The organism is Mesorhizobium sp. C416B (assembly GCF_030323165.1).
GTDB lineage: Bacteria > Pseudomonadota > Alphaproteobacteria > Rhizobiales > Rhizobiaceae > Mesorhizobium.
Window position 1 is genome coordinate 6,181,322 of sequence record NZ_CP100471.1, and the last position, 21,408, is coordinate 6,202,729.

A 21,408-nucleotide genomic window follows, 5' to 3' on the forward strand; every position below is an offset into this window, starting at 1 on the left:
TGAGGCGTTCGTCGTTCGAAAAGTCAAGCAATTGACTTTTCGTCTGCCAGCCAGACCACTCCTCACCTCCCCGTGTGGTGACGGGGAGAAGGGAGACGCTCCGGCGCTGACGCCTCCCTCTCCCCGTTCTTCACGGGGAGAGGGTAGGGGTGAGGGGCAGCGCCGACGCTGTTCAACATGGTGCTCATGAAGAAGATTCTGATCCTTGGCGGCACGACAGAAGCGCGCCAATTGGCCGGAAAACTGGTGGAAGATTTCCTCGTCACTCTGTCGCTGGCCGGCCGTACCGAAAGCCCGGTCGCGCAAGGCGTGCCGGTGCGCAGCGGCGGCTTTGGCGGCGCCGACGGGCTGGCGGCCTATCTCAAGGAGACGCGAACCGATCTGCTGATCGACGCGACGCATCCCTATGCCGCGCGAATTTCCGCCAATGCGGCGCAAGCCGCGCAAATGACCGGAGTGCCGATCCTTGCTTTGCGCCGCCCTGGCTGGGAGCCTGTCGATGGCGACCGCTGGACGCAGGCCGATACGACAGGCGATGCGGTGCACGCGCTTGGACCGGCGCCGCGCCGTATTTTCCTGGCGCTTGGTCGCCAAGAGGTCGCGGCTTTCGAGGCGGCGCCGCAGCATCATTACCTTGTCCGCAGCGTCGATCCGGTCGAGCCGAAACTGGCGGTGCCGGATGCGACCTACCTTCTGGCGCGCGGGCCATTCCGCGAGGCGGATGAACGCGCACTGCTCGAGGAGCACCGCATCGATGTCGTCGTATCCAAGAACAGCGGCGGCGAGGCCACCTACGGCAAGATCGCCGCGGCGCGGGCGCTCGGTATCGAGGTGGTGATGGTGCGCAGGCCCTTCCTGCCGGAGGTGCCTTCGACCGAGACCGTCGATGAACTCGCCGCTCTTGTTGATAAATTTTGGGTCGATCATTTGCTCGACCCCGTCGCGGAGCGCGGCGTGTAGACCAGCGCCGGTTTGTCGCCGCGCTTGATGATCCGTGTTTCCGGCGAACCGATGATGATGCAGGTCGCCATGTCGGCTTTTTGCGCGTCGACATCGGCCAGCAAAAAGACCTCGATGCGCTCGTCCGGGCGGCCGGCGGCGCGGCCGAAGATGACCGGCGTGGTGCCGGGCAGGATGGCGGCCAGGCATTCGAAGGCACGGCCGAGCTGCCAAGGGCGCGCCTTGCTGATCGGGTTATAGAGCGCGATGACAAAGCCGGCGCCGGCCGCCGCCAGCAGGCGCAGTTCGATCAAGTCCCACGGCTTCAGATTGTCGGACAGCGAGATGGCGCAGAAATCATGGCCGAGCGGCGCGCCGATGCGGGCGGCGACAGCCAGCATCGCAGTGATGCCCGGCACGACGGCGACATCGACCGCGCGCCACTCGGCCGGACCGGCCTCGATCGCCTCACAGACCGCGGCGGCCATGGCAAAGACGCCGGGATCGCCGCCGGAAACGACGGCGACGTCATGGCCCTCGGCGGCCTTGACCAGCGCGTCCTTGGAGCGGGCGAGTTCCTCGCGATTATCCGAGGCGACGCGGGTCTGGTCCGGGCGCAGCTCCAGCCGGTCGAGATAAGGCTTGTAGCCATAGAAGAACTTTGCCTCGGCGACGGCGCGGCTGGCTTGCGGCGTCACTTGATCGGCATTGCCGGGCCCAAGGCCGATGACGGTGAGGCGGCCGCTCATGGCTTGGCTCCCATGACGCCAGGCCGGCCGGACCAGCCGGCAACCAGCACGATGGCGAAATAGGGCGCCTTGTCGTCCGGCTTGTCGGCAAGCCTCATCGTGATGCTGCCGGCCATGGTGCCGCGCTCGACATAGACGGCGCGGGCGATCTTGCCGGTGGCCTCCAGCGCCCGCCTGATCTTGGGCAGGTTGCGGCCGACCTTCATGATGACGGCGGCATCGGTGTCGGCGAGACGGCGTGTCAGCTCGAATTCGCTCATCGTGCCGGGCAAAACCGTCAGCACATCGTCGCCCTGGACGATCGGCACGCCGGTCTGCGACCAGCAGCCCGACATGGCGGTGACGCCGGGGATGACTTCGGTCGGGAAGCGATGGGCGAGGCGGACATGCAGGTGCATGTAGGAGCCGTAGAACAGCGGGTCGCCTTCGGAGAGCACGGCGACCATGCGGCCGGCTTCGAGGTGTTCGGCGACCTTCTCGGCCGACTCCTCGTAGAAATCGGTGATCTGCGAACGGTAGTCGTCGTGATCCTTGTCGATCTCGGTGGTGACGGGATAGAGAAGCGGCAGTTCCAGCATATCCGGCCGGAAACGCGCCTCGACGATGGCGCGCGCGTTGCTGTTGTTGCCGCGCTTGGCGAAATAGGCAACGACATCGGCCTCGGCCAGGACGCGCGCGGCTTTCAGCGTCAAGAGTTCGGGATCGCCGGGACCGGTGCCGACGCCGACGAGGCGGCCTTTTGCCAGATCTTCTTTGACAGCTGCGTTCACAGGCCGGGCCTCGCCAGCGAATTGAGCGCGGCTGCAGTCATGGCGCTGCCGCCAAGCCTGCCGCGCACGATGGCGTAGGGTAGGCCATAGGAATTCTCGGCCAGCGCATCCTTGGATTCGGCGGCACCGACGAAGCCGACCGGCATGCCGATGATGGCTGCCGGCTTCGGCGCGCCGTCGCGCAACTTTTCCAGGAGATAGAACAGTGCCGTCGGCGCATTGCCGATGGCGACCACCGAACCGGCCATATGCTCGCCCCACAGATCGATTGCCGCGGCCGAGCGGGTGTTGCCGATCTGCTTGGCGATGTCGTGCGTGCGCGGGTCGCGCAAGGTGCAGATCACCTCGTTGCCGGCCGGCAACCGGGCGCGGGTGACGCCATGCGAGACCATTTCGGCGTCGCAGAAGATCGGTGCGCCGGCCGCCAAAGCGCTGCGGGCAGCGGCGACGAAATCCCTGGAGAAGACAAAATGACTTGATGCTTCGACCTGGCCGCAGGCATGGATCATGCGGATGGCGACGTCGGCTTCCGCCTCGGAGAACCGGGACAGGTCGGCCTCGGCGCGGATGATGGCGAAGGAACGTTCATAGATCGCGTTGCCGTCATGGATGTAGTCGTAGGCGGCCATGCTCATTTCCGTTGTTCAGTTTGTCGGTAAGCCTTGGCGATTGCCGCCGGTCCGAGCCTTGTCAGGCAGGCGGCGGCGGTTTCACCTGGATATCGAGCGCTGCGGACCATCGCTGCGACGCGACCGATGCTGCGCGCGGCGTCATAGCCCGGCCTGTAGCCCGCAGGAAGGGCCTTTGCCGTCGCGTTCACGACAAGTCCGGCTCCGTTTTCGCCGCCGACCAATGTCAGCGCCGCCGGACCGGGGTGCGCGCAGCCCTTGGCGCAACCGGAAATGTGCAGCGTGAAGTCGAGGATATCGGGGTTTTCGGCGGCGATTGTCTCGGCAATATCGCGCGTGGTGATGCGGCCGGATGCGCAGGCAGGAGTGCCGGGGCAGGCGGCGATGCGGGTGCGCGGGTCGGCGGCGGTGGTAACGAAGCCAAGGGCGGCGGCGGTGGCTCGCAGGGGGTGGTTTGCGGACGACGGTTGGCCGAGGAACAGCAAGGCGCGGCCGGGGGCGAGGCGGATTTCGGCGGTGCCGAGGTTCGACGCTCGGCTGGCAAGGTCGATAAGGTTTTGCGCTGGCATGCTGCCGAAGGGCAGGCCGATGCCGAGGGCGTGGCCGGTGTTCAAGTCGAAGAGGCCAATCGGCGAGCGAGAGCGCTCTACGGCGCCCCCCTCTGTCCTGCCGGACATCTCCCCCACTTGGGGGGAGATTGTGCTGTCGCCGCCGGTTTCGCCAGTTTTCAACGTCGAAGGCGAAGAGCTGACAGCGAAGCTGCTGATCTCCCCCCTTGTGGGGGAGATGTCCGGCAGGACAGAGGGGGGCGCGAAGGAATGCCAACCTGCGAGAGACGCTAGCTGCCTCTCCGACAAATCCCTCGCATGTGCCTCCCGGCCTTTCTCCGCGGTCATCCTGAGGGCAGCAACCGCAATATCGCGCGCTGCATCCTCATCGGCCGTCGCAAGCGGCCTCGCGCTTTGGCCATCGCCGGCAACAGACAAAGCCCACATAACGTTGCCGCCGTCCCGCACCGCCTTCAGCCTGACATCGGCCGTCACCCCCTCCATCGTCAGCTGCCCACCACCATCGACAACCACCGACACCTTCGGTCCGAGCCTTGGCGTCAGCCCAGCTTCCTCGACCGCAGCCCTAACCCGCTCAGCCAAAGCTCGCGGATCGGCAATCTCCCGCGGATCGATGCCGGCCAGCGGCCCGGCCTCGACCGGCACGCCGGTGCGCACGGCGACGCCAAGCGCATCGACCTCCGCCGCCAGCAGCCCAGCACTTTCCGCCGTAAGCCCGCGTATCTGCAGGCTGCCGCGTGCGGTCACTTCCATGATGCCGTTGCCGCGCTTCAAGGCGGATTCGCAGAGTCCGATCAGCGACTTGGGGGAAAGCCCTCCAGCAACCGGGTTGAGCCGCACCAGCAGGCCATCGCCGGTCTGCATCGGCGCCGAGAGAGCCGGACAGGCGCCGCGGCGCGAGAAGGCGTTCATGCCGCGACCCCGAGCGCCTCGGCCTCGGCGATCAACGCCGCGAGATCGTCGTCGACCGAGTTGCGCAAGGGATGCCAGAGACCACGCCGGCGCGCCGACAGGAAGCGTTCGGCGATGACTTTGGCTGCGGCCGGGTTTTCGCGCAGGATGAAGGCGCGGACATCGGGATCACCGACATAGGCATCATGCACGGCCTCGATCAGCGCGCCTGAAATGGCGTGCGTGGTTTCGGCAAAGCCGATGAGGCGGTCGACCGTTTCGGCGAATTCGGAGGCGCCGCGCGGGCCGTGCCGCATCTGGCCGGCGATGAAACGCGCATTGACGGCTCGCGCCCGCACAACCCGCGACACAGCCTCACCGACCGAGCGCGGCTTCGGCTTTTGCGGGTCGGTGGTGTCGAGCACGATGACATCGGCATTGCGGCCCAGCGCCGCCAGCGCTGCCGAAAAGCCGCCGATGAAGGCGACGTCGGCGGAGCCCTCGAGAATGTCGCGGCCGGGATCGTCGCCGGTGTGGACCAGCAGATCGGCCTCGGCGACGCGGGTCTCGAAAGCGCCGGGGGAGGCGATGCCTTCGCCCTCGGCGCCGCCATAAGCATGTGATGTCGCACCGAGATAGGCGCGGCCGATTTCTTCGCGCCCGACCCAGTCGCCGCTGGACAGCAGGTCCTCGACGCCGGCGCCATAAGTGCCGGGCGAGGTGCCGAAGATGCGCGGGCTGATCTTGCCGTCGGCGCGGGTTCTGGCGGCGAGCGGGTTTTCCGTATCGTCCTCGTCGCGGGCGGCAACGGCGTTGGCGGCGGCGTCGATCAGCGCGATCTGGGTCGGGAACATGTCGCGGAACAGACCCGAAATCCGCCAGGTGACATCGACGCGCGGGCGACCGAGCGTGGCCGGCGGCAGCACTTCGATGCCGGTGATGCGGCCGGTGGCCGAATCCCATTGCGGCCGGCAGCCCATCAGCGCCAGGCCTTGCGCGATCTCCTCGCCGCCGGTGCGCAGCGAGGCCGAGCCCCAGAGGTCGATGACCAGCGAGCGCGGCCAGTCGCCATGCGACTGCATATAGCCGCGCACGACTTCTTCTGCCGCCGCCTTTCCCAGATCGTAGGCGGTCGGCGTCGGCATGGTGCGCGGGTCGGAGGTGAACAGGTTGCGGCCGGTGGGCAGCACGTCGGAGCGGCCACGCGCCGGTGCGCCCGCCGGACCCGCCTTGATGTGACGGCCGTCGAGCGCGGCAAGAAGTGCTGCTTTCTCGGCCTCCGCGCTTTGCACGCGCATGGCGTCGGGCTCGTCGTCGGGAGCGCGGCCATAGATGTGCAGGCCGTCCTTGATGGCGAAATCCTTGAGGTCGCAGAGCCAGGCGTCGATGCGGCGCAGCGCCTCGTCGGGCGCATCGGTTTGGGCGACACCTGCTTCGGAGGCGAGGCCGGTCTTTTGCGCCGTGTCGACGATCAGTTTTGCCAGGCGGTCGCGGCGACGGCGGTCGAGGCCGTCGGCCTGGGCATATTCGTCGACGAGGCGTTCGAGCTTGTGCTGCCCTTCGTCGAGGCCGGCACCGGTCAGCGGCGGCGGCAGATGGCCAAGCGTGACGGCGGCGATACGCCGCTTCGCCTGCGCCGCTTCGCCGGGATTGGAGACGATGAAGGGATAGATGACGGGCAGCGAGCCGGTGACGATCTCGGGGAAGCAGTTTTGTGAGAGCGCAACCGTCTTGCCGGGCAGCCATTCCAGCGTGCCATGGGCGCCGACATGGATGAGAGCATGGATGCGGAGCGATTTGCGCAGCCACAGGCCGAAGGCCAGCAGATCGTGGCGCGGCGGCAGCGTCGGGTCGTGGTAATCGGCGCGCCGGTCGGCCGAGCGGCCACGGTCGGGGGCGAGAGCGACAGTGATGTTGCCGAAGGTGGCGGCGCGGAAGGGGAAGCCGCTCTTACCCTCCCCCTTGTGGGGAGGGTGGCCCGCAGGGCCGGGTGGGGGTGGTGCACCGCTACCCCCACCCCGTTTCGCGCCATCCGCTTCGCGAATGTCGCGAACCGACCCTCCCCACAAGGGGGAGGGTGAAGGAGCGCCCCATGCCGCCTCGACTGCAGCCAGTGCGTCAGCCGGCAAATCCTTTGAGAAGTCCAGATACTCTTCCAGCCCCAGCCCACCATCGCCCCGCTCCAACGAATCCAGCAACCCACGCGGCGTTTGCGGAATCCCTTCAACCCGATAGCCCTGCTCCTTCAGGTCATGCAGCATCGCCAGCACGCTCGACGGCACATCCAAACCCACGGCGTAACCGGTGCGGCCGGGCGCACTCGGGTAATCCGGTATGAGGATCGCCAAGTTGCGCGTCGCCCGGGGCGTCTGCTGCAGCTTGATGAACGCCGCCACGCGCTCCGCCACTTGCGCCACGCGATCCGGTTCCGGGCGGTTGGCGAAGGCGCGGTGGCCGAGCGCCGGGTCGGTCTCGCTCTCGCCCTTGAAGGAAATCGCGCCGGCGAGGATGCGGCCGTCGAGTTCGGGCAGCACGACATGCATGGCGAGGTCGGCGGGCGCCAGGCCGCGCTGGTTGTTGTCCCAGACGTCGCGGCGGGTGGTGGCGACGATGACCTGGAAGACAGGCACGCCGGCGCGGTCGAACAGGGTTTGGACGCCGGGTTCGGCGCCGGAAGCGAAGGCGGTTGCGGTGATGATGGCGGCGGGGTTGAGCGCGGCCAGAGCAGTTTCGACGAAGGCCAGGGAGGTCGGGTCTTTGAGGCTGGAGACGAAGATCGGGACCGGTCTCATGCCGCGCTGGCGGAGTGCATCAAAGAGGGCATCGATTGGCGCGACATCGGCGGCCAGCAGCATCGAGCGGTAGAAGAGGATGGGGATGATGGGAGAGTTGATGTTGTCTGCGCCGAGTTCCCGCCCACCCCCCTCTGTCCTGCCGAACATCTCCCCCGCAAGGGGGGAGATTGTGCTCTCATCGACGCTTTCGCCAATCGGGGATGTTGCAGAGGAATCTATTATCAGCTGGGCAGAAAAAGTGCCGAGGTCCGCGCCGGCTGATCTCCCCCCTTGCGGGGGAGATGTCCGGCAGGACAGAGGGGGGTGTGAAGGAACGCCGACATTGGCCAAATCCAACTTGCCCACCACGCCGCGACCTGGCTCGTAGTAACCAGCTTTCGGCACGCTAACCGGGTCAGCCGAAGCCGCATCCCGTCCAGCCAGCCCCGCCAATCTTTGCATCAGCGCTGTCATATTCTCCGGCCCGCCCTCGCGGAAATAGCCCAGCAGGCCGTCCAGCTCCTCGCGCGGCAGCGTCGAGGCTTCGATCAGCCTGAGGTCCTCGTCATGGCTTTCACCAGGCAGCAGCGCCAGCTTGATGCCGTTCGCACGGGCAGTCGCGGCAAGCTGGTTGCAGCCATAGCGCCACCAGTCATAGCCGCCGAGGATGCGCACCAAAATCACCTTGGCGTGGCGGGCGACGCTGTCGAACCAGAGGTCGACGGACATGGGATGGCGCAGGTCGCGCAACGCCGCCAGCCGCATCGACGGCAGGCGGGCGGCATCGGCCTTCCACGCCGCCGCGAGGCCGGCGAGGTCGCTGTCGGTGAAGGACAGCGCCACGATATCCGCCGGCGTCTGCCCGAGATCGACGGGCTCGGCGAGATCGTCGAGCGAGGCGGATGTGGTGGTGAGTATATGCATTTCGGCTCGTTGTTTGGATCAGCCGGCGAGTATACGCTCGATCGCCGGGCGGTTCAGTCCTTTCAGGCCAATGACGACAAGACGCGAGCGGCGGTCGTCCTCAGCCGCCCAGGCGCGGTCATAGTAATGATTGACGCGCGGGCCGACGGCCTGCAGCAAAAGCCGCATCGGCTTGCCGCCGACATCGACGAAGCCTTTTACACGCAACACGTTTTCCTGTTCGGCGGCGGTGGCGACGCGCTTGGCCAGGTCGTCGGGATTGGCGATCGAGGGGATGTCGACGATGAAGGTGTCGAAATCGTCATGCTCATGATCGAAAGCGCCGTCGTGATGCGACTTGCGGTTCTCGATGTCGTCTTCGACGGCGAGACCGAGGCCAAGCAGCACCGACGGGTCGACCTTGCCATGCGCAGTCGGCACGATTTTTACCGCGCGGGCGGAATGTTCATTGATGATGGCGTTGGCGCGGGCCGAACCGGGGGCGTCCATCAGATCGCTCTTCGACAGGATGATCAAATCGGCGCAGGCGATCTGGTCCTCGAACACTTCTTCGACAGGATCGTCATGGTCGAGCGTCTCGTCCTGAGCGCGCTGTGCCTGCAAAGCGTCCATGTCGTTGGCGACGCGGCCTTCGGCCAGCGCCGGGCCGTCTACCACGGCGATGACACCGTCGACGGTTACCCGGCTCTTCACGCTCGGCCACTGGAACGCCTGGACCAGCGGCTTGGGCAGAGCCAGGCCCGAGGTCTCGATCAGGATGTGGTCAACCTTCGGTGTCAGCGCGAGGATCTTGTCGAGGGCGGGCACGAAATCGTCGGCGACTGTACAGCAGATGCAGCCATTGGCCAGTTCGACGATGTTTTCCTCGGGGCAGGTGTCGATGCCGCAGCCTTTCAGGATTTCCCCGTCGATGCCGATGTCGCCGAACTCGTTGACGATGATGGCGATGCGCTTGCCGCCGGCATTTTCCAGGAGATGGCGGACCAGCGTCGTCTTGCCGGCGCCGAGGAAGCCTGTAACGACAGTGCAGGGAACACGGGAGAGGTTGGCGGCCGGGTTTGAAGCGTTCATCGTCAGTCCTTCAGCATGTCGAGGGGTGGGATGCGGGCAACGAGGCCGCGCTTGAGGCTATCGGGCCGGCCGCGCCACGGGATGAGGCCGTCGGCCGAAGTCGCGAAGAGCTTTGCGCCGGTAACGAGGTCGGCGCCGCTGGTTGCGGTCAGATCGCCGAAGACATAGCTCCAGCAGCCATCGCGCAGGATCGCGGCGCTGAGGCGGCGCTTGCAATTGCCGAGACATTCGGCGGTGCGGACCCGGATATCGCCGGCAGCGGCGCGGCGTGTGTCCTCAGCCAGCAATTCGCCGGCGCGCGGATGGGCGTCGGAACCGGTCTCATCGCGGCAGGAGGCGCAGACGATGACGGTCACGCCGGTCAGGGCGTCGTTGTCCCCGGACGCAATGTCCGCTGTGCCAGCCGAAAAACTGCTGTTCTGGTCCAAAAACCGTGCTCCTTGCCCGGAAACCCGCCAGGCGATCGGATACTTTGTCTCAGACGGCAGGTCTCCTGGCTCGCGGGTCGTCGCCTTGGTTAGCCGCCTTCCCGGTGTTACCCAGTGGCTTTCGGCCTTGGCTCGTCGCTTACAGTTGCGGGGACAGCCGCGGATTTGGGACCGAAATCCCGCACCGCATTCCCTCTTGGCCCTTGCCGTTGCGGGCAGGGGACCGTCTGCAGCGGATTTAGGCTTTTGCGGGCGGCGGTGTCAACGCACGGCTACGACATGGCGATGTCGGCAGGGGCTGTCATGTCCCGGCTTCCGGCAGTGCCAGGATGACCTGTCGGATAGCTTGATAGCCATCGCCATAGTGCCAGTCATGACCGACAGCCAGATTCTGTCCCTCATGCCAAACCGCGTTGTCCAGAAGGACTTCGGCACTAATCAGCGTTCCCTTCAAGCCTGCCAGAAAGGTCCGGACAAAATGGCTTCCGGGGGGTACCGAAGCTGTGAACAGCTTTTCCAGCTTGGCATAGAATGCTGGATAGCCTGTTGTCAGCGAGCATAGCTCGGTTGTGGCCTGGGAAATGACCGGGCCGCTATAGATTTTCCAGCGGGCATCTTTTCGCCAGATCTTCCAACTGGCGCTGCTTCGCTGCCAAAGCTCTATTTCGGCCTGCATGTTCTCGCAGACGTGATCGGCCAGTCCCTCAATGGCCACATGGAAAACACCACGGAGAAACTTTTCAAACGCCTGGTTCAGTTCCTGTTCGCGCGTGTCGCCGAAGCCAGCAAAGGATTCAATGACCGGCTGAACATCAAGCAGCGGAGAAAAAATGTAGATTTCCAGGACCAGCCGGTCAGAACTCGTCTCGAACACCTCAGCCTCAAACCGAAGCTGCTTCGATTGGAGCATGACGTCCCTATCTCTGCGGACTGCATCTATTCCATGCGCAATGAGGGCGCCATGGATCATGTCGAGCACTTTGTCCGATGCCATTGCACAACCTACGAGGCTTATTGAGGCGTCTATGACAGACGCTGCAAGGGTTGGCCATCTCTCTCGCTAGCCAATGCCGGCCCCAGATTGCCGGCCGGCGTCACTTCGATGCGCTCAAGGCCAAGCCAGCCCTGCATCTCCTTTAGTTCCTCGAAAAGCTGTGCGGTGGTCTCAGGCGGTGCGCCTGCTTCGGCATAGGCGGCGTGGACGCGTAAGACACTCGCAGGCCGGTCGGCCTTGAGGTCGACGCGGGCGACGATCTTGTCGCCGAGCAAGAAAGGCAGCACGTAATAGCCATATTGCCGCTTGTCGGCCGGGGTGTAGATCTCGATGCGGTAGCGGAAATCGAAGAGACGCTCGGTGCGCGCGCGCTCGAAGACCACCGGATCGAAGGGGGCCAGCAAGGCGCGGGCCTCGATCTTTCGCGGCAGGCGGGCGTCCCTATAGAGGTAAGCCGGCTTGTCCCAACCTTCGACGTTTACCGGCAGCAACTCGCCCATCTCGACCAGTTCCTCCAACCGGCCCTTCATGTCGGCCGGCGACAAGCGGAAATAATCGCGCAGGTCACCCGACGTCGCGATGCCGTGGGCGCGGGCAGAAATGCGCAGCAATTCGCGGTGCGCGTCCTCGGCGGCCGGCACCGGCAGATCGAGGATCGCCTGCGGCAGCACGCGCTCGGGCAGGTCATAGAAGCGTTCGAAGCCACGGCGGTGCGCCGTGGTGATGCGTCCGGCCCAGAAGAGCCATTCGAAGGCGTGCTTGGCGTGGCTCCAGCCCCACCAGCCGCCCGAACCTTTCTGGCCTTCCAGTGCCGAAGCGGCAATCGGGCCGCGCTCGGCGACCGCGCGGTAGATCTCTTCGATATAGGCGGCGTGCTCGCGGCCCCATTTGGCGAGGCCGAGATACATTTCGTCGCCTTGCTCGGCCCGCTGCATGCGCCAGCGCATCAGCGGGTAGGTCTCGACCGGCAGGAACGAGGCCTCATGCGCCCAGTATTCGAACACCGTGCGTTTGCGGGTGATGGCCGCATTGTCGAGCAAAGCCAGCGGGTAGGGGCCAAGCCGCGAATAGAGCGGCATATAGTGGGCGCGCACCACCGCGCTGACGGAATCGATCTGCAGCAAGCCGGTGCGCGACAGCACGCGGGCGAGGTGGCGGCGATCGGGCGTGCCGACCGGGCGGGGATCGAGAAATCCTTGCGCGGCGAGCGCGATGCGCCTGGCCGCGGGGAGTGAGATTTTGTCCTTCGTCAAAGTGTCTTGCCTCGAACCATTTTCCCGACTTTAGCCGGCGATTCCGGTCATGCTAGCAGGCAAATGGCGGGAGATGTGTCAGGAGACAAAAGTGGAGTGAAAGATGAAGGAAATCAAACAGGAGGAGATCGGACCAGTTTTTCCCGGCCTGCCGTCCAGCACTGTCTTTTGAACAAGGTTTGACTTGCTTCGCTGAAAGCCGTGCGCTAACCCTCGCCGCGTTGCAGCAAAGGCACCTAACACGGTTCAGCGGTTAAACTGTCGCGCTTCCGCATTAGGGTTGGTTGCTGTAATCAAAGTGGATTGGCCGCCAACGGAAAGCCGAGCATGAACGTACTCCTCAGTTCATACCTGCCCATCGTCCTCTTCATCGCCGTGGCTGCGGTTGTAGGCCTGGCGCTTATCATCGCGCCGTTCCTGGTGGCTTATCGCAATCCCGATCCGGAGAAGCTTTCCGCCTACGAGTGCGGGTTCAACTCGTTCGACGATGCCCGGATGAAATTCGACATCCGCTTCTACCTGGTGTCGATCCTGTTCATCATCTTCGATCTGGAAGTGGCCTTCCTGTTTCCGTGGGCGGTGTCGTTCTCGAAGATCGGCATGCTCGGTTTCTGGTCGATGATGGTGTTTTTGGCGGTGCTGACCATCGGCTTTGCCTATGAGTGGAAAAAAGGAGCGCTGGAATGGGATTGAACGACAGTTCCGGAACGCTCGTCGCGCCGAAGCCCAAAGGCCTGATCGACCCCAATACCGGACGTCCGGTCGGTTCCGACGATCCGTTCTTCCTCGAGATCAACAATGAACTGGCCGACAAGGGTTTTCTGGTCACCTCGACCGAGGCGCTGATCACCTGGGCACGCAGCGGCTCGCTGATGTTCATGACCTTCGGTCTCGCCTGCTGTGCCGTCGAGATGATCCACACCTCGATGCCGCGCTATGATTCGGAGCGGTTTGGCGTGGCTCCTCGCGCGTCGCCGCGCCAGTCGGACATAATGATCGTGGCGGGAACGCTGACCAACAAGATGGCCCCCGCTTTGCGCAAGGTCTACGACCAGATGCCGGAGCCGCGCTACGTAATCTCGATGGGCTCCTGCGCCAATGGCGGCGGCTATTATCACTATTCCTATTCGGTGGTGCGCGGCTGCGACCGCATCGTGCCGGTCGACATCTATGTGCCCGGCTGCCCGCCGAGCGCCGAAGCGCTGCTCTACGGCATTCTTCTCCTGCAGAAGAAGATCCGCCGCACCGGCACGATCGAACGGTAGACCCATGGCCGCATCCCTGAGCGAACTGTCGACCTATCTCGGCGAAAAGCTGCCGGGCCGCGTCACCGATGCGGTGCTTGCCTATGGCGAACTGACGATCTCGGTTGCTACAGACAATCTGATCGAGGTGACAAGCTTCCTGCGTGACGATTCGGGCTGCCAGTTCATTTCGATCATCGATATCTGCGGCGCCGACTACCCGTCGCGCGTCAAGCGTTTCGATGTCGTCTATCATTTGCTTTCGCCGAAGCAGAATTTGCGCATCCGCATCAAGGTGCAGGCCGACGAAGAGACGCTGGTGCCGTCGCTGACAGCGGTTTATCCCGGCGCGGACTGGTATGAGCGCGAAGCCTACGATCTCTACGGCGTGCTGTTTTCGGGTCACCCGGACCTGCGCCGCATCCTCACGGATTACGGCTTCGAGGGCCATCCCCTGCGCAAGGACTTCCCGCTGACAGGTTTCGTCGAGGTGCGCTACGACGACGAAGCCAAGCGCGTGATCTACGAGCCGGTGGAATTGAAGCAGGAATTCAGGAACTTCGATTTTCTCTCGCCATGGGAAGGGACGGACTACGTCCTGCCGGGCGATGAGAAGGCGAAACAGTAGGGGCGGCGGCGTGGCGATGATCCGCGTAGCGCTACTAAGCCTGTTTTGCTGTGCCGGCTTGCAGAATGCTTTTGCGAAAGACTGCAAAGTAGCTGGAGTGGATTGCTATTCGGCGGCGCGAGCTGTCGTGGCGAACGACACGGTGAAGAACTGCCCGACGATATTTCGTATCAAGCCTGCGATGCAGATTGAATTGGACCAGATTTTGAACGCCTTGCGCGATGCTGGAGAGCTGGCCGATCTCCAGCCTTCCAACGAGACCATTGAGCAATGCGAGCAGAGAGCAAAAGAATATGTGGCCGGGCCGCAGACGGTCCGCTTCATGGAACTGACGCCGTCAGCCAAGGAAAGGCTTGGAATCTAGCATGACCGAGCACTCCGTCCGCAACTTTAACATCAACTTCGGACCGCAGCACCCTGCGGCACACGGTGTTTTGCGTCTTGTGCTGGAGCTTGACGGCGAGGTGGTCGACCGCGTCGATCCGCATATCGGCTTGCTGCATCGCGGCACCGAAAAGCTGATTGAGCACAAAACCTATCTGCAGGCAGTGCCCTATCTCGACCGGCTCGATTATTGCGCACCGATGAACCAGGAGCATGCCTTCGCGCTCGCCACCGAGCGGTTGCTCGGCATCGAAGTGCCGAAGCGCGGCCAGTTGATCCGCGTGCTCTATTCCGAGCTCAGCCGCATCATGTCGCACATCCTCAATGTGACGACGCAGGCGCTGGATATCGGCGCGCTGACGCCGCCGCTGTGGGGTTTCGTCGAACGCGAAAAGCTGATGGTGTTTTATGAGCGCGCTTCCGGTTCGCGCATGCACGCGGCCTATTTCCGTCCGGGCGGCGTGCACCAGGATCTGCCGGCGAAGCTGGTCGAGGACATCGGCAAGTGGATCGACCCGTTCCTGAAGTCGCTTGACGACCTCGACAAGCTGCTTACCGGCAACCGCATCTTCAAGCAACGCAATGTCGATATCGGTATCGTGTCGCTTGCCGACGCCTGGGCCTGGGGTTTTTCCGGCGTCATGGTGCGCGGCTCGGGTGCTGCCTGGGATTTGCGCAAGTCGCAGCCCTATGAATGCTATTCCGAGATGGATTTCGACATCCCGATCGGCAAGAACGGCGACTGCTACGACCGTTATCTCGTGCGCATGGAAGAAATGCGCCAGTCGGCCAAGATCATGCGTCAGTGCGTCGACCTTCTGCTCGGCAAGGAGAGCACCGGGCCGGTGTCGAACCTCGACGGCAAGGTGGTGCCGCCCAAGCGCCAGGCGATGAAGCGCTCGATGGAAGCGCTGATCCATCATTTCAAGCTCTATACTGAGGGTTACCGCGTGCCGGCCGGCGAGGTCTATGCCGCGGTCGAGGCGCCGAAGGGCGAGTTCGGCGTCTATCTCGTCTCCGACGGCACCAACAAGCCCTACCGCTGCAAGCTGCGCGCGCCCGGCTTCGCGCATCTGCAAGCCATGGATTTCCTCTGCCGCGGCCATATGCTGGCCGACGTCACCGCCGTTCTTGGCTCCCTCGACATCGTGTTTGGTGAGGTCGATCGCTAAATGTCAGTCCGCCGTCTCGCAGAAGCAAGCGTCCAGCCAGCCTCCTTCGCCTTCAACCGGGCGAATGCGGCGGTTGCGAAGCAATGGATCAAGAAATATCCGAAGGGCCGCGAGCAGTCGGCGATCATTCCCTTGCTGATGATTGCGCAGGAGCAGGAAGGCTGGGTCACCAAGGCGGCGATCGAGACGATTTCGGACATGCTCGGCATGCCGCGCATTCGCGGCCTCGAAGTCGCGACCTTCTACACGCAGTACCAGCTCAATCCGGTCGGCACGCGCGCGCATATCCAGGTCTGCGGCACCACGCCCTGCATGCTGCGCGGCTCGGAAGCGCTGATGGATGTGTGCCGCTCGAAAATCCATCACGACCAATTCCACACCAACGACAAGGGCACACTGTCGTGGGAGGAAGTCGAATGCCTCGGCGCCTGCGTCAACGCGCCGATGGTGATGGTCTTCAAGGATACGTTCGAGGATCTCACCCCCGAGCGGCTGGCCGAAATCATCGATCTTTACGATGCGGGCAAGGGTGCCTCGGTTCCCACGGGACCGCAAAACGGCAGAACCGGCTCGGAGCCGGCGCCTGGCCTGACGACGCTGAAGAGCGAAAAGGCGATCCTCAAAGCGACGCGCGACAAGGAAGCCAGGGCGGCGAGCAAGGCTGCCCACGCGGCGCCCGACGCGATTATTGCAGCGCCTGTTCCGGCGCCTGCCGCTCCTGCAGCGGCCGCCCCGGTCGCGCCATCCAACGCCGGCAAACCGAAAACCGATGCGCCGGAAACCAGCTCGGCGTTGAAGTCGCCCTCCAGGGCCAAGGTTGCGCCGGCGGCGGAAAAAGCGGCGAGCGTCCCGGCGCCCCTGCATTCGGCCGCCAACGCCAACACCGCGGCGCCTGAAGTCGAGAAGGTCGCCAAGCAGCGTAATGGCCCGAAGACCACCTCCACGCCGGCAGCTGCCTTCACCGCGCCGGAATTCAAGGCGCCAGCGGCCAAGGCCACGGTGGCCCCGGCCGTCAAGGCGCCGGCAGCCAGGCCCGCAAAGCCGTCGCTCGAGGACAAGAACCGTCCGGCCGGAATCGACAGGCCGGCTGCGGTCGACGATCTCAAGCTGATCTCGGGCATCGGCCCGAAGATCGAGGGCATCCTTCATTCGCTTGGCATCTTCACCTTCACACAGGTCGCATCCTGGAATAAGGCCGAGCGCGACTGGGTGGATGGATATCTCGCTTTCCAGGGCCGCATCGAGCGCGACGACTGGGGCAAGCAGGCCAAGGCGCTCGCGAAGGGCGGCGTCGCCGAATACATCCGCGTCTTCGGCAAGGAGCCACGTTGATGGCTGAAGCGCAAAGCACCGGATCTTTGCTGTCGCTGCGCAGCATTGTCATCGGCGTTGTCTGCATCGCTGCTGCCAACATCCTTCTGGAGGGGCTTCGGCGCCTCGTCGAATTGCCGTTTTCGGATACCCTGGAATCGATGGCCGCGACCGGCATGGGCGTGCTGGTGTGGTTCTCGATCGTCTTGCGGGGAAAGAGGTAAGTCATGCTGGCTGACAAAGACCGCATCTTCAACAACATCTACGGCCTGTTCGATAAGTCGCTGGCCGGCGCGATGGCGCGCGGCGCCTGGGACAACACGCCCGGCATCATCGCCAAGGGGCGCGAGTGGATCGTCAACGAGATGAAGGCGTCAGGCCTGCGCGGCCGCGGCGGCGCCGGCTTCCCGACCGGGCTGAAATGGTCGTTCATGCCCAAGCAGAGCGACGGAAGGCCGAGCTATCTCGTTGTCAACGCCGACGAATCCGAGCCGGGCACGTGCAAGGACCGCGATATCCTGCGCAACGATCCGCACACGCTGGTCGAGGGCTCGTTCATCGCCGGCTTCGCCATGGGCGCGGTCGCCGCCTACATCTATGTGCGCGGCGAGTTCATCCGCGAGCGCGAGGCGCTGCAGCGCGCCATCGACGAGGCCTACGAGGCCAGGCTGATCGGCAAGAACAACACGTCCGGCTACGATTTCGACATCTACATGCATCACGGAGCCGGCGCCTATATATGCGGCGAGGAAACAGCGCTGCTCGAAAGCCTCGAAGGCAAGAAGGGCCAGCCCCGACTGAAGCCGCCATTCCCAGCCAATGTCGGCTTGTACGGTTGTCCGACAACCGTGAACAATGTCGAGTCCATCGCGGTCGCGCCGACCATTTTGCGCCGTGGCGCCGCCTGGTTCTCGTCCTTCGGCCGCCCCAACAATGTCGGCACCAAGCTGTTTTGCATCTCGGGCCATGTCAACAATCCGTGCACCGTCGAAGAGGCGATGTCGATCCCGTTCCGCGAGCTGATCGAGACGCATTGCGGTGGCATTCGCGGCGGCTGGGACAATCTCCTCGCGGTCATTCCGGGCGGCGCTTCGGTGCCGCTGGTGCCGGCCGAGCAGATCATCGATGCGCCGATGGATTTCGATGCTTTGCGCGACCTTAAATCCGGCCTCGGCACGGCGGCTGTCATCGTCATGGACAAGTCGACCGATATCGTGAAGGCGATCGCCAGGCTGTCCTATTTTTACAAGCATGAGAGCTGCGGCCAGTGCACACCGTGCCGCGAAGGCACCGGCTGGATGTGGCGGGTGATGGAGCGGCTGGTGCGCGGCGAGGCGCAGAAGCGCGAGATCGACATGCTGCTCGACGTCACCAAGCAGGTGGAGGGCCATACGATCTGTGCGCTGGGCGACGCCGCGGCATGGCCGATCCAGGGCCTGATGCGGCATTTCCGCGGCGAGGTGGAGCGGCGCATCGACGAGTTTTCGCGCAACGCGCACCGGGCCGAACCGGTGATGGTGGCGGCTGAGTAGATTTGAAATACGGGCGCAAGCCCGGGACTGACACAGCGGGGCGGGGCAAGCGAAGAAACGACCAGGAGATGTCTATGGCGCCGTATTCGAACCCTTTGATGCCCAATTTGGACCAGCTTGAAAAGATGAACCAGGATTTGACCAGGATGATGCCGAAGGAGATGGCCAGCGCCGTCAACCTTCTCGCGCATCCTGTCGCGGGTGCCGCCGCGATGTCGGCGCTGGGCTTCGGCCTTGCCAACCATGCATTTGGCGTGTGGCTCGGCGCCTTGTCGGGTGCTGCCGAGGCATCGCAGCGGATTTTCCAGCCGATCATCGACGATTTCGAGCAGCGCACCCAAGAGTTCTCCGAGACCGCGCCGGCCACCAAGGCGCGCGCGGCGACCAGAACCCTGATCGCCGAGGCGCAGACTTTTGCCCAGGATGTGACCGATATTGCCGCTCGCACCGTCGATGCCGAGCCGGAGAAGACCGATGCCGTCGCCGAAGGCGCGACGATCGGATTGATGCCGGAGGATTTCAGACAGCCCAAGGCCGTGGCTCGTCCGGCCAAGCCGTCGGATCTCAAGGCGATCACCGGCGTTGGGCCGAAGCTGGAAAAAGTACTGAACGGCCTTGGCATCTGGACCTTTGCCCAGATCGCCGCCTGGGCACCGGAAGAGATCGCCTGGGTCGAGGACTACCTGTCGCTCACCGGCCGTATCGGCCGCGACGAGTGGACCCAACAGGCCGCGGCGCTGACGCTGGCTGCCAAGGCGCAGAAGTAGGGGTGGCAGGCATGGAGATCCACGACAGGAGCGATGTTCTCGATGTGCGCAATGCCATCGTCAGCAACTCCAGATTTGACGATGTGAACTTGTCGAACACGCAGTTTCACAACGTTGACCTGTCGGCGGCCGTGGTGGACGACGCGAACCTCTCGAACGCGGCGTTTTTCAGCAATGTGAATATGAGCAATTTGAAGATAGAAAACGCTGAAGTCGCCGGCATGATGATCAATGGCATCAGGCTGAGCGATCTGTTTCAGGCATATGAGACGGCGCAGACCGCCAGGGGCAATTGATGGCAAAGCTCAAGGTCGACGGGAAAGAGATCACTGTACCCGACCACTACACGCTGCTGCAGGCGGCCGAGGACGCCGGCGCGGAAGTGCCGCGCTTCTGCTTCCATGAGCGGCTGTCGATCGCCGGCAATTGCCGCATGTGCCTGATCGAGGTGAAGGGCGGGCCGCCCAAGCCGCAGGCCTCCTGCGCCATGAATGTGCGCGACCTGCGTCCGGGTCCGAATGGTGAGGCGCCTGAAATCTTCACCAACACGCCGATGGTCAAGAAGGCCCGCGAAGGGGTGATGGAATTCCTCTTGATCAACCATCCGCTGGATTGCCCGATCTGCGACCAGGGCGGCGAATGCGACCTGCAGGACCAGGCGATGGCCTTCGGCGTCGATTCCTCGCGCTATCACGAGAACAAGCGCGCGGTCGAAGACAAGTATATCGGCCCATTGGTCAAGACGGTTATGAACCGCTGCATCCACTGCACGCGCTGCGTCCGCTTCACCACGGAAGTTGCAGGCATTTCCGAGCTTGGCCTGATCGGCCGCGGCGAGGATGCCGAGATTACCACCTATCTCGAAAGCGCCATGACCTCGGAGCTGCAGGGCAATGTCATCGACCTTTGCCCGGTCGGCGCGCTGACGTCGAAGCCTTTCGCCTTCCAGGCACGGCCGTGGGAGCTGACCAAGACCGAATCCATCGACGTCATGGACGCCGTCGGCTCGGCAATCCGCGTCGACAGCCGCGGCCGGGAGGTGATGCGCATCCTGCCGCGCGTCAATGAAGCGGTGAACGAGGAGTGGATTTCCGACAAGACCCGCTTCATCTGGGACGGATTGCGAACGCAGCGCCTCGACCGCCCCTATGTCCGCAAGGACGGAAAGCTGGCGCCGGCCAGCTGGGCCGAAGCGTTCGTTGCGATCAGGGATGCGGTGTCGAATGCCGCGCCCGAGAAAATCGGCGCGATTTCGGGCGATCTTGCCGCCGTCGAGGAAATCTACGCACTGAAGCAGCTTATGGCTGCGTTGGGCTCAAGGAACACCGATTGCCGCCAGGACGGCGCCGCACTCGATCCGGCGCTCGGCCGCGCCAGCTACATCTTCAACCCGACCATCGAGGGCATCGAGCAGGCCGACGCGGTGCTGATCATCGGCGCCAATCCGCGCTTCGAGGCCTCGGTGCTCAATGCCCGCATCCGCAAGCGCTGGCGGATCGGCAATCTGCCGGTCGGCGTCATCGGCGAGGTCGGCGACACGCGTTACGACTACGAACAGCTCGGCGCCGGTCCGGAGTCCTTGAAAGATCTGGCCGACGGCAATGGCAAGTTCTTCCAGGTGCTGAAGAAGGCGACGCATCCTCTGATCATCGTCGGCCAGGGCGCGCTGTCGCGTGCCGACGGCGCGGCGGTGCTCGGCCAGGCGGCGAAACTCGCCACGGCCGTCAACGCTGCGCGCGCCGACTGGAACGGCTTTGCCGTGCTGCACACTGCGGCCGCGCGCGTCGGCGGTCTCGATGTCGGCTTCGTGCCTGGCAAGGGCGGCAAGAACGTTGCCGGCATGCTGGGGGAGAGCGAGGTTCTGTTCCTGCTCGGCGCCGACGAGGTCGACATGTCCAAGACCGGCGGCGCCTTCGTCGTCTATGTCGGCACGCATGGCGACGCCGGTGCGCACCGCGCCAATGTCATCCTGCCGGGAGCCGCCTACACCGAAAAGTCCGGCACCTATGTCAACACCGAGGGACGCGTGCAGCAGACCAACCGCGCGGGCTTCGCGCCGGGCGACGCGCGCGAAGACTGGGCGATCCTGAGGGCATTGTCCGATGTGCTGGGCAAGAAACTACCCTTCGATTCGCTGCAGCAGTTGCGCGCCAAACTTTATGGCGAATACCCGCATCTCGCCCGCATCGATCATGTCGAAGCCGGCAATGCCGATGACGTCGCCAAGGTGGCGAAGCTCGGCGGGCGGCTGAACAAGGGCACTTTCACCTCGCCGGTCACGGATTTCTATCTGACCAACCCGATCGCGCGGGCCTCCGCCGTCATGGCGGAATGCTCGGCGCTGGCGAAAAACGGCTTCAGGCAGGCGGCAGAGTAGAC

General features: G+C 64.2%; 21 protein-coding genes and 1 riboswitch. Of the genes, 12 read left to right on the forward strand and 9 right to left on the reverse strand.

Annotated features, from left to right (window positions below; translation table 11 throughout):
• The first annotated feature begins 186 nt into the window (after window positions 1–186).
• Window positions 187–960 (forward strand): cobalt-precorrin-6A reductase, encoded by a 774-nt coding sequence (locus NLY43_RS29960; protein ID WP_032996944.1) that lies wholly within the window; start codon window positions 187–189, stop codon window positions 958–960.
• On the opposite strand, the gene NLY43_RS29965 is transcribed toward NLY43_RS29960, so the two are convergent.
• The 9 genes from NLY43_RS29965 to NLY43_RS30005 form a co-directional block, all read right to left on the reverse strand.
• Window positions 924–1,688, reverse strand: a complete 765-nt coding sequence (locus NLY43_RS29965) for a precorrin-3B C(17)-methyltransferase (RefSeq protein WP_023712698.1) — start codon at window positions 1,686–1,688, stop codon at window positions 924–926. The genes NLY43_RS29960 and NLY43_RS29965 overlap by 37 nt on opposite strands.
• Window positions 1,685–2,458, reverse strand: a complete 774-nt coding sequence (locus tag NLY43_RS29970; protein ID WP_031199681.1) for a precorrin-2 C(20)-methyltransferase — start codon at window positions 2,456–2,458, stop codon at window positions 1,685–1,687. The genes NLY43_RS29965 and NLY43_RS29970 overlap by 4 nt, the downstream gene beginning before the upstream one ends.
• Window positions 2,455–3,087 (reverse strand): precorrin-8X methylmutase, encoded by a 633-nt coding sequence (locus NLY43_RS29975; RefSeq protein WP_023712700.1) that lies wholly within the window; start codon window positions 3,085–3,087, stop codon window positions 2,455–2,457. The genes NLY43_RS29970 and NLY43_RS29975 overlap by 4 nt, the downstream gene beginning before the upstream one ends.
• 2 nt (window positions 3,088–3,089) lie before the next feature.
• On the reverse strand, window positions 3,090–4,568 hold the full coding sequence (cobG, locus tag NLY43_RS29980) for a precorrin-3B synthase (protein ID WP_023712701.1): 1,479 nt from the start codon (window positions 4,566–4,568) through the stop codon (window positions 3,090–3,092).
• Entirely contained in the window at window positions 4,565–8,245 is a 3,681-nt protein-coding gene (cobN, locus tag NLY43_RS29985; RefSeq protein ID WP_023723574.1) for a cobaltochelatase subunit CobN, read from the reverse strand. Before cobN ends, cobG begins: the two co-directional genes overlap by 4 nt.
• A gap of 18 nt (window positions 8,246–8,263) precedes the next feature.
• Complete coding sequence (gene cobW, locus NLY43_RS29990; protein ID WP_023698338.1) at window positions 8,264–9,316, reverse strand: cobalamin biosynthesis protein CobW; 1,053 nt, start codon at window positions 9,314–9,316, stop codon at window positions 8,264–8,266.
• 2 nt (window positions 9,317–9,318) lie between these two features.
• On the reverse strand, window positions 9,319–9,744 hold the full coding sequence (locus tag NLY43_RS29995) for a DUF1636 family protein (RefSeq protein ID WP_023700378.1): 426 nt from the start codon (window positions 9,742–9,744) through the stop codon (window positions 9,319–9,321).
• A 38-nt stretch (window positions 9,745–9,782) separates the two neighbouring features.
• A riboswitch (cobalamin riboswitch) is annotated at window positions 9,783–9,987 on the reverse strand.
• A gap of 58 nt (window positions 9,988–10,045) precedes the next feature.
• Window positions 10,046–10,738 (reverse strand): DUF6348 family protein, encoded by a 693-nt coding sequence (locus NLY43_RS30000; protein WP_023713620.1) that lies wholly within the window; start codon window positions 10,736–10,738, stop codon window positions 10,046–10,048.
• Window positions 10,739–10,767: 29 nt separating this feature from the next.
• Complete coding sequence (locus NLY43_RS30005; RefSeq protein ID WP_286438805.1) at window positions 10,768–11,991, reverse strand: winged helix-turn-helix domain-containing protein; 1,224 nt, start codon at window positions 11,989–11,991, stop codon at window positions 10,768–10,770.
• A gap of 327 nt (window positions 11,992–12,318) precedes the next feature.
• Here NLY43_RS30005 and NLY43_RS30010 point away from each other — a divergent pair, with 327 nt between their 5' ends.
• From NLY43_RS30010 to nuoG, 11 genes are all read left to right on the forward strand, one after another.
• Entirely contained in the window at window positions 12,319–12,684 is a 366-nt protein-coding gene (locus NLY43_RS30010) for an NADH-quinone oxidoreductase subunit A (RefSeq protein ID WP_023670825.1), read from the forward strand.
• A complete protein-coding gene (locus tag NLY43_RS30015) occupies window positions 12,675–13,256 on the forward strand; it encodes a NuoB/complex I 20 kDa subunit family protein (RefSeq protein ID WP_023670824.1) in 582 nt (193 codons plus the stop codon). Before NLY43_RS30010 ends, NLY43_RS30015 begins: the two co-directional genes overlap by 10 nt.
• A 4-nt stretch (window positions 13,257–13,260) precedes the next feature.
• Entirely contained in the window at window positions 13,261–13,863 is a 603-nt protein-coding gene (locus tag NLY43_RS30020) for an NADH-quinone oxidoreductase subunit C (protein ID WP_023670823.1), read from the forward strand.
• Between the two features lie 10 nt (window positions 13,864–13,873).
• The gene (locus NLY43_RS30025) at window positions 13,874–14,227 is read left to right on the forward strand and encodes a hypothetical protein (RefSeq protein ID WP_156933208.1); all 354 of its coding nucleotides are present in this window, start codon (window positions 13,874–13,876) and stop codon (window positions 14,225–14,227) included.
• Between the two features lies 1 nt (window position 14,228).
• Window positions 14,229–15,419: an NADH-quinone oxidoreductase subunit D gene (locus tag NLY43_RS30030; RefSeq protein WP_023712705.1), complete on the forward strand. Its 1,191-nt coding sequence runs from the start codon at window positions 14,229–14,231 to the stop codon at window positions 15,417–15,419.
• The gene (locus NLY43_RS30035) at window positions 15,420–16,751 is read left to right on the forward strand and encodes an NADH-quinone oxidoreductase subunit E (RefSeq protein ID WP_023712706.1); all 1,332 of its coding nucleotides are present in this window, start codon (window positions 15,420–15,422) and stop codon (window positions 16,749–16,751) included.
• A complete protein-coding gene (locus NLY43_RS30040; RefSeq protein WP_156935574.1) occupies window positions 16,748–16,954 on the forward strand; it encodes a hypothetical protein in 207 nt (68 codons plus the stop codon). The genes NLY43_RS30035 and NLY43_RS30040 overlap by 4 nt, the downstream gene beginning before the upstream one ends.
• A gap of 3 nt (window positions 16,955–16,957) precedes the next feature.
• On the forward strand, window positions 16,958–18,262 hold the full coding sequence (gene nuoF, locus NLY43_RS30045) for an NADH-quinone oxidoreductase subunit NuoF (RefSeq protein WP_023670819.1): 1,305 nt from the start codon (window positions 16,958–16,960) through the stop codon (window positions 18,260–18,262).
• A gap of 74 nt (window positions 18,263–18,336) precedes the next feature.
• Window positions 18,337–19,029, forward strand: coding sequence for a helix-hairpin-helix domain-containing protein (locus NLY43_RS30050; RefSeq protein ID WP_023712708.1), 693 nt, complete (start codon window positions 18,337–18,339; stop codon window positions 19,027–19,029).
• 11 nt (window positions 19,030–19,040) lie between these two features.
• Window positions 19,041–19,325: a pentapeptide repeat-containing protein gene (locus NLY43_RS30055; protein ID WP_023712709.1), complete on the forward strand. Its 285-nt coding sequence runs from the start codon at window positions 19,041–19,043 to the stop codon at window positions 19,323–19,325.
• Window positions 19,325–21,406, forward strand: a complete 2,082-nt coding sequence (gene nuoG / locus NLY43_RS30060; RefSeq protein ID WP_023712710.1) for an NADH-quinone oxidoreductase subunit NuoG — start codon at window positions 19,325–19,327, stop codon at window positions 21,404–21,406. Before NLY43_RS30055 ends, nuoG begins: the two co-directional genes overlap by 1 nt.
• The last annotated feature ends 2 nt before the right edge of the window (window positions 21,407–21,408 follow it).

Bases quoted from the DNA above. Each gene is read 5' to 3' on its own strand.
- NLY43_RS30035 (WP_023712706.1), top strand. From the start codon at position 15,420: ATGTCAGTCCGCCGTCTCGCAGAAGCAAGCGTCCAGCCAGCCTCCTTC.
- NLY43_RS30010 (WP_023670825.1), top strand. From the start codon at position 12,319: ATGAACGTACTCCTCAGTTCATACCTGCCCATCGTCCTCTTCATCGCC.
- NLY43_RS30030 (WP_023712705.1), top strand. From the start codon at position 14,229: ATGACCGAGCACTCCGTCCGCAACTTTAACATCAACTTCGGACCGCAG.
- NLY43_RS30020 (WP_023670823.1), top strand. From the start codon at position 13,261: ATGGCCGCATCCCTGAGCGAACTGTCGACCTATCTCGGCGAAAAGCTG.
- NLY43_RS29965 (WP_023712698.1), bottom strand. From the start codon at position 1,688: ATGAGCGGCCGCCTCACCGTCATCGGCCTTGGGCCCGGCAATGCCGAT.
- cobN (WP_023723574.1), bottom strand. From the start codon at position 8,245: ATGCATATACTCACCACCACATCCGCCTCGCTCGACGATCTCGCCGAG.
- cobW (WP_023698338.1), bottom strand. From the start codon at position 9,316: ATGAACGCTTCAAACCCGGCCGCCAACCTCTCCCGTGTTCCCTGCACT.
- NLY43_RS30050 (WP_023712708.1), top strand. From the start codon at position 18,337: ATGGCGCCGTATTCGAACCCTTTGATGCCCAATTTGGACCAGCTTGAA.
- cobG (WP_023712701.1), bottom strand. From the start codon at position 4,568: ATGAACGCCTTCTCGCGCCGCGGCGCCTGTCCGGCTCTCTCGGCGCCG.
- nuoG (WP_023712710.1), top strand. From the start codon at position 19,325: ATGGCAAAGCTCAAGGTCGACGGGAAAGAGATCACTGTACCCGACCAC.
- NLY43_RS30015 (WP_023670824.1), top strand. From the start codon at position 12,675: ATGGGATTGAACGACAGTTCCGGAACGCTCGTCGCGCCGAAGCCCAAA.
- NLY43_RS30055 (WP_023712709.1), top strand. From the start codon at position 19,041: ATGGAGATCCACGACAGGAGCGATGTTCTCGATGTGCGCAATGCCATC.
- NLY43_RS30000 (WP_023713620.1), bottom strand. From the start codon at position 10,738: ATGGCATCGGACAAAGTGCTCGACATGATCCATGGCGCCCTCATTGCG.
- NLY43_RS29960 (WP_032996944.1), top strand. From the start codon at position 187: ATGAAGAAGATTCTGATCCTTGGCGGCACGACAGAAGCGCGCCAATTG.
- nuoF (WP_023670819.1), top strand. From the start codon at position 16,958: ATGCTGGCTGACAAAGACCGCATCTTCAACAACATCTACGGCCTGTTC.
- NLY43_RS29975 (WP_023712700.1), bottom strand. From the start codon at position 3,087: ATGGCCGCCTACGACTACATCCATGACGGCAACGCGATCTATGAACGT.